Origin of the sequence: Aminobacter ciceronei (assembly GCF_014138625.1) — a bacterium.
GTDB lineage: Bacteria > Pseudomonadota > Alphaproteobacteria > Rhizobiales > Rhizobiaceae > Aminobacter > Aminobacter ciceronei.
Window position 1 is genome coordinate 414,649 of record NZ_JACJHY010000001.1, and the last position, 6,889, is coordinate 421,537.

5 protein-coding genes and 1 pseudogene are annotated in these 6,889 nt (G+C 61.6%); all 6 read left to right on the top strand.

Annotation, left to right across the window (positions count from 1 at the left end; translation table 11 throughout):
* The first annotated feature begins 30 nt into the window (after positions 1 to 30).
* Positions 31 to 1,179, top strand: a complete 1,149-nt coding sequence (locus tag HNQ95_RS02000) for a hypothetical protein (protein ID WP_182573339.1) — start codon at positions 31 to 33, stop codon at positions 1,177 to 1,179.
* A gap of 195 nt (positions 1,180 to 1,374) precedes the next feature.
* Entirely contained in the window at positions 1,375 to 3,285 is a 1,911-nt protein-coding gene (locus HNQ95_RS02005; protein ID WP_067959278.1) for an AAA family ATPase, read from the top strand.
* Positions 3,286 to 3,344: 59 nt separating this feature from the next.
* Positions 3,345 to 3,754: pseudogene (locus tag HNQ95_RS02010) on the top strand (endonuclease domain-containing protein).
* A gap of 65 nt (positions 3,755 to 3,819) precedes the next feature.
* Positions 3,820 to 5,106: a DUF6638 family protein gene (locus tag HNQ95_RS02015; RefSeq protein WP_067959276.1), complete on the top strand. Its 1,287-nt coding sequence runs from the start codon at positions 3,820 to 3,822 to the stop codon at positions 5,104 to 5,106.
* A gap of 11 nt (positions 5,107 to 5,117) precedes the next feature.
* A complete protein-coding gene (locus HNQ95_RS02020; protein WP_067959273.1) occupies positions 5,118 to 6,242 on the top strand; it encodes a DUF2333 family protein in 1,125 nt (374 codons plus the stop codon).
* 225 nt (positions 6,243 to 6,467) lie between these two features.
* Positions 6,468 to 6,889 (top strand): formate--tetrahydrofolate ligase (locus HNQ95_RS02025; RefSeq protein ID WP_182573340.1); only part of this gene is annotated, 422 nt, incomplete at its 3' end.

Sequence of the window (6,889 nt, forward strand, 5' to 3'; positions counted from 1 at the left end):
CGTCGAGCCCATGCATTCGAGAATTTGCCCATGACCCCCACAGACGACCCAGCCGTCCGCTACTTCGACGCGATTGCGGCGGCGCTCAGCGGGCTTGAAATCTTCATGCGCGACGACCGCTCGCCGCTCTACCGGCACGGCATCGTGGCGAAGGTGGCGGCGGCCTATATCTCGCGACTGGAACGGTCCTTCGCCTGTTGGCGCAACCGGCTCGGCTTCATGGAGACCTTCAAGATTTCGCGCGCCGAGAGCGGCTTCCCGGTGTTCCAGAACGTGCTCGAACTGGAAAACGACCGCAAGACGGCGGCGCAGCGGTTGGCCAGCATCCCACCACCGGGCGAGCTGCGTGAGGAGATGGCCGACTTCATCCTGCGCCACAAGGAATTTCCCGAGGCGCTGCAGCGCTCGATGGCCGAGCGGCTCTATCTCGAGGACGTCAAGGACGGCTCGACCTTCTCGCCCTTCATCCTGGCGCAAACGGCCAAGGTGTCGGTCAATCCAAAGTCGATGCGGCCCTATTATCTCGTCCACTGGGGCAGCTTCGACGGCACTGCCAACCTGCCGCTGATCTATATGGCGACCGTCGAGGATTCGTCGGAGGCGATGGTCGAGCAGCTCGTCGACACCGACAGCGGCAGGCTCAACGAGAGGATCGATATCCCGTTGCCGGTCGACGGCTTGCTCAACCCCGATCTCGCCCACCGCTTCGACGACTTCACCGAGAAGAACTCGGCCTATTCGCTGTCACCGCTGACAGTCGCCACCAATCTCGACAAGGATTTTCCCGTCCTGCACCCCAAGCAGCTCAGGCGGATGGTGCTGGGCCCGTTCTATTCGGCCGGCATCACGGAGCACAATTCGACGGTCAGCGAAGTGCTGGCGAAAGTGCGCAAGGCCGAAAACGCCTGGCTTTTGACCTGGACTATCCAGGAGGTCTACTCCAAGGCCGAGAAACCCGGCCGCAAGGGCCTGTGGTCGAGCGAGCCGTCGAGCGAGGAGTTCTTCATCAACACCGACGACCTCGAGGCCGCGCGCCAGGGCGTCTCGAGCTACGAGAAACACGCACTGATCCCGCACGAGGCTTACCAGGCGCTCTACGCCGCGGGCGAAGCCGAGAAGATCTTCGGCGGCTACAAGGTGCACATCCTGTCGAAGGGACAGGTGATCTCGGATGTCTGAGAGCAAGGCGGTCGCCCCCCACTCCGTCTCGGCTTCGCCTCGACACCTCTCCCCCGTTCGACGGGGGAGAGGAAAGACCGCCATCGGGCCTCGCGCCGTTCCTCTCCCTCCGGAGAGGGGAGAGGTGCCGAGCGCAGCGAGGCGGAGTGGGGGAAACCCTGGCAGGACTAAAACACTGATAGCGGGAGAAATCTGATGGACACCGGCCTGACCACGATTTCCGAAGCCGACATCGAGAAGCACCGCGCCACGGCGCAGAGCTTCATCACCCGCATCGTCGTGCTGGAGGATTCCTCCGGCCAATCTGGTACGGCGCTTGCCGGCACCAACAGGCGTTTCGTCTCGACGGTTTCGACCGGCTCGATCCGCAAGACGCGCGAGGTCGAGTTGCAGAAGACCGTCACGGCGATCCGCCCCGACGACCAACTGATGTCGATCCCACAGCACACGCTGCTGTTTCGCGCCCGCCGCGGCATTGCGGTGGCGCTTGCCGTTTCGGACGTGTTCTCGCGTTCGACCGATTTGGAGGCGCTGCAGGCCAAGAATGCGCGCAGCCCGCTCGAGGGCGACGAGGCCAGCCATTTCAAGAAGCTGCTGTCGGCGTCGGCCTATGTCGCCGGCTTCACGCTCGCCTCCTACCTTGCCCAGCTGATCGACAGCGACGGCGAAGCGCCCAATGACGTCAGCGAACCAGACTTCCTGTTCGACACGCCCCAGGACGCGGTGAAGTCGATCGTCTCCGGCCTCGACCGAGCGCTGTCGGGCGCCAAGGACGATGCCGACCTTCTGACGCGCGGTCGCGCCTTTGCCCGCACAGCCATCGAGGGCCTGTTGCAGCGCAAGAGCCGCTTCGACGGCATCGGCGCCTTCGAGAACGCCCATATCCGCATCGACGCCGACGACTTCACCCTCGACGGCTTCGACGTCGCGCCGGGCAAGAAGTCGAAGCCGCTGGTGATGACCTTCAAGAAGCCGCAGGAGGTCGTCGGCAACCACATCGCAAAATTCCAGTCGGTCCGGCTAGCCAAGATGCTGATGGCCTATGATTTCGACCGCGAGCTGAACCCGTTTGTCGAGCTCGGCGGCTTCCTGTTCACCTTCATCGGCGACGGCGCACCGGGCACCGGCAAGACCACGCTGATCCAGATGATCGCAGGCCTGGTCAACAATTACTGCCAGGTCGCCGGCTATCCCTTCGCCTACGAGAATTTCGGCGTCGACCAGATCTCGTCCTACCAGGGCAAGTCTGGCCAGAACTGCCGCCAGTTCATCAACAACGTGCTCAACCCGCGCGCCATCGGCTTTGGCACCATCGACGACATCGACCAGGTGGCCGCCAAGCGCTCCGACGACCGGGCGTCGGCCGGCCAGCAGGAAATCACCGGCGTACTGATGGATGCATTCGCCGGTGCCGGCACGGTCGTGCGCGGCAACTGCTCCTTCGGCATGTTCTCCAACTATCCCGAGAATGTCGACGATGCGCTGCGCCAGCGCGCCGGCGCCCGCTGGCTGGTCGACGGCCCGCAGACCCGCGACGACTACATCGACATCTTTGTCCTGCTTGCCGGCAAGAACCATAAGATCCCGCTCGGCGAGCATGAGCTTTATGCCGCGCAGGAGATCCAGCGCGCCGTGACCGAGGCCTATGAGGAGCACGCCAAGCCGCAGGAAGACGGCCTGGAAAAGGTCTACGACCGCTTCATGAAGGACAATGGCGCGCCCAAGACGCTGGCCGACGTCGGCACCTATTTGCACATGATCAAAGAAGCCGAGCCACGCTTCACCGGTCGCGCCATCAAGAACGTCACCGACGCGATCAAGATGCGCGCCATGGACATCGAGCTGCCTGACGAATGGTTCGAAAAACCCGAGGCTTTCATGCACAAGGGCTACGACGAGAAGAAGGCGATGATCGAGGAGCTGCGCGGACCGTTCTCGATGGACATGGTGATGCAGGAGATCAACCGCTACGCCGACAGCGAATTCCGCTACTCCGACAAATCAGACGATGCCGCCGTGTCCAAGCTGTTGCGCGACGCAAGGCTGCGCGAGCGCGCGGCGAAGGAGATGGAGGAGCTGAAAGCGAAGGGGCTGTGGAATGCTTGAGTTTCCTTCTCCCCGTTCACGGGGAGAAGGTGCCCAAAGGGCGGATGAGGGGCAGCGCAGTGCGTGGCGGAAATGAACTCAAGACTTCACGGGCACGGCAGCTTAGGCAAGTGGATAATGATGCCGAGGACAAGCTCTGGTTCGAACTTCGGTCAAGACGCTTGAACGGCTATAAGTTCATTCGCCAGATGCCGGCCCCTATTTCGCTGACTTCGCCTGCCGAGAAGCCAATCTCGTGGTCGAAGTTGATGGCAGCCAACACGCGCACGACATACGGGATGTGCATCGTGACGAGACTATGAATCGAAACGGACGGTCAGTGATCAGAGTTTGGCACATCGATGTGCTCCAGCGACGCAAGCAGCTGCTGGGCACGATTGTTGCCGTGCTTGACGGTCGGCTCGACAACAAGACAATTGCCCTGGATCTGATGTTTCTTCCTGCGCATTCGAACGAGGATCACCTGTGAAGCTTGGTGCTGCCCCTCATCCGCCCTTCGGGCACCTTCTCCCCGTAAGCGGGGAGAAGGAATAGATGGACCTCCTCCGCGACAATGAACTCATCTACGGTCGTCTCCTTCCGGTCGACGAACCGCATTTGATCGGGCGCTATAACAAGGCGCTGACCGCTTTCGGCCTGCCCGCGACGAAGCTCAAGAGTTTCGAGATCGACCGCACCGGCTTCTCGCCAGAGATTGCCGAGGAGCTCGGCGACTACCAGTATCTTGACCCCAACGAGGTCAACCGCCGCTTCATCATCCTGACGCCGTCGCAGATCGACTTGCCGGTCGTGCACACGGCATTCTCCAACACCTCGCAGTTGCTTTTCGAATTCATGTCGAAGAACCAGCGCGCCATCGATGCGCTGACGATCAAGGACGTGATCTACGGCGAGATCGAGGATTCGGTGTCCAAGGTCGAGGACATCGAAGACCTGTTGTCGATCAACCAGGTCGAGTTCCGCGTGCTGTCGGCCGAGGATGTGCTCGGCAAGGCGGCCGAGCTCGGCAAGCTTGTCGACAAGCTCAAGCAGGAGCCCGAGGCCTGGCGCGACGATGCCATGCTCCAGCGCATGGTCGAACTTGCCAAGGTCTGCGGCGATATCCGTGAGAACGCGCTGGTGCCCGACCAGGTGATCTTCCGCCACAACGCCTTCTGGACCAGCCATTTCGGCGGGCTCTACGTCTTCGTCGACCCTGATGTGACAACGGTCATATCAGATCCGTCGGCGCCTGGTTTCCGCCGCTCGCGGCCATGGCAGGTGAGCTATCTCTCGATCAAGGACGCCGACAAGGTGTTCAAGTTCCTGGCGTCGACCGGCCGGCTCGACCTGCCCCGCGCCTCGTGGATCGAAAGCTCGGGCTATCTCGAGCACCGCGCTGAAATGGCTGTGCGCGCCCTGATCCGCGAGGCCGAGCCGAAGCGCGACATCGGCAAGGTCGACAAGGTCTGGCTGCAGACCTGGATCCACAGCCATGCCGACGCGATCAACCGTGACGGCACCTTCCCCTTTCTCAATGCCGCCAAGCGCGAGATCGCCCAGCTCGGCCAGTTGCGGCTGGAAGAGGTATTTCCGCTGCACCGCTTCCTGGTGGTGCGCGCCAAGACCGACCATCCCGACGCCTGGCTGACCAACCGTCTGATCTCCGAATTTGTGCCGTCGGATTTCGTCTCGCGTTATGTCTTCAACAAGCAAGGCTTCTACAAGGATTATGAAGAGCTCAACGAGACCTGGCGATCCAATGTTGTCGACACATTGAAAACCACATATCTGAAAGACAAGGCGGCGTTCCGCGCACAGCTCTACGGCCTGACCGACTGAGGGGATTCCAAATGCTTGATCCGATCGTGAGTTTCTTCACCCGGATGTTTCAGCTGATCGGTAGGGGCCTTGGCTTCGTCATCGGCATATTGTTGCTGCCGTTCATCTGGGCCTGGCGCTGGTTCGTCCAGCGCGGATGGGTGCTGAAGACGCTGGTTGGCGGCGCTGTCGTCGGGCTTGTGGCGCTGTATGGCTACTTTGGCTGGAACACCCAGGTGTGGACCAACTTCAACCCCGACTATGTAGCGACGCATAATTTCGAGAACCGCAATGTCTCGGCCGGCGAGCAGGTTGTCGCCGGCGGCGGCACCGACACTGCCAAGACCTGCGGCCGTTCGGCGATCGCCGACATCTCCGCTGAACTGATCGACCTCAACGTCAACCAGAATGCCTGGATCTCGTCTATGGTCCTGTACAAGACCGGCCTGTTCGGCCTGTCCTGGGATCACACGCCTTTCCTCGACAACAAGGCTTCGTTCCAGCGCGGCATCAACCAGGCGATCCGCCGCACGACCACCGAACTGGCCGACAATCTCGGCCGCGTGCGTGGCACCAGCCAGGTCGATTCCGATCTGCAGGACGCCCGTGGCAACATGCAGTTCGACGAATACACCTGGTATTTCGGCCTGACCCCGTTCGGCCCCAAGACGCCGACCCCAAGCTACTACCGCTCGGCGATCAAGAGCCTGAACAATTTCAACGGCCGCCTCGAGAAGTGCCAGGCGGTGTTCGACGCCCGCGCCGACAATCTGATCCAGTTCATCGACCGCATTTCCAACGACATCGGCGCGACGTCGGCGATCCTCAAGGACCGCGCCGAGAACTACAACAATGGCTGGTTCGACCCGCGCGCCGACGACCGCTTCTGGTTCGCCTATGGCCAGCTCTACGGCTATTACGGCCTGCTCAAGGCGACCCATGCCGATTTTGAGGACGTGCTTAAGACACGCAACCTCGACAATCTTTGGGATACGATGGAGCAGCAGACTCGTGCCGCCCTCAACATCCAGCCCTTCATCATCTCCAATGGTGCTGAAAACGGCTGGTTCATGCCCTCGCACCTGATCACCATGGGCTTCTACATCCTGCGCGTCCGTTCGAATCTGGTCGAGATCAGCAACGTGCTGAGCAGGTAAGGGGATGGCGAATAGCGAATAGGGAGTGGTGGTGAGAGGCGCGCTCCTAGCGTCGCGGCTCCTCTCCACTCGCTATTCGCTGCTCCCTATTCACTCACCTGCCCTGTCGCAATCCGTGCATTGGGCGGCTGTTTTGAGACGGCAGGCGATGGCGATGTCGCGCTTCTATGGCGGCGACTGCGATGGCCGTCGCGCCATTGGAACAAACATTGTGGAGGAGCCGTCATGGCCGAATTCAAGACCGACATCGAGATCGCGCGTGCGGCGAAGAAGAAGCAGATCCAGGAGGTCGGTGCCAAGATCGGCATTCCGACCGAGCATCTGCTGCCTTATGGCCACGACAAGGCGAAGATCTCGGCCGAGTTCATCGCCAATGCGCGCAAGAACAAGGACGGCAAGCTGATCCTGGTCACCGCGATCAACCCGACGCCGGCCGGCGAAGGCAAGACGACGACGACGGTCGGCCTCGGCGACGGTTTGAACCGCATCGGCAAGAAGGCCATCGTCTGCATCCGTGAAGCCTCGCTCGGGCCGAACTTCGGCGTCAAGGGCGGTGCTGCCGGCGGCGGTTATGCCCAGGTCGTGCCGATGGAGGACATGAACCTCCACTTCACCGGCGACTTCCACGCCATCACCACCGCCCACAA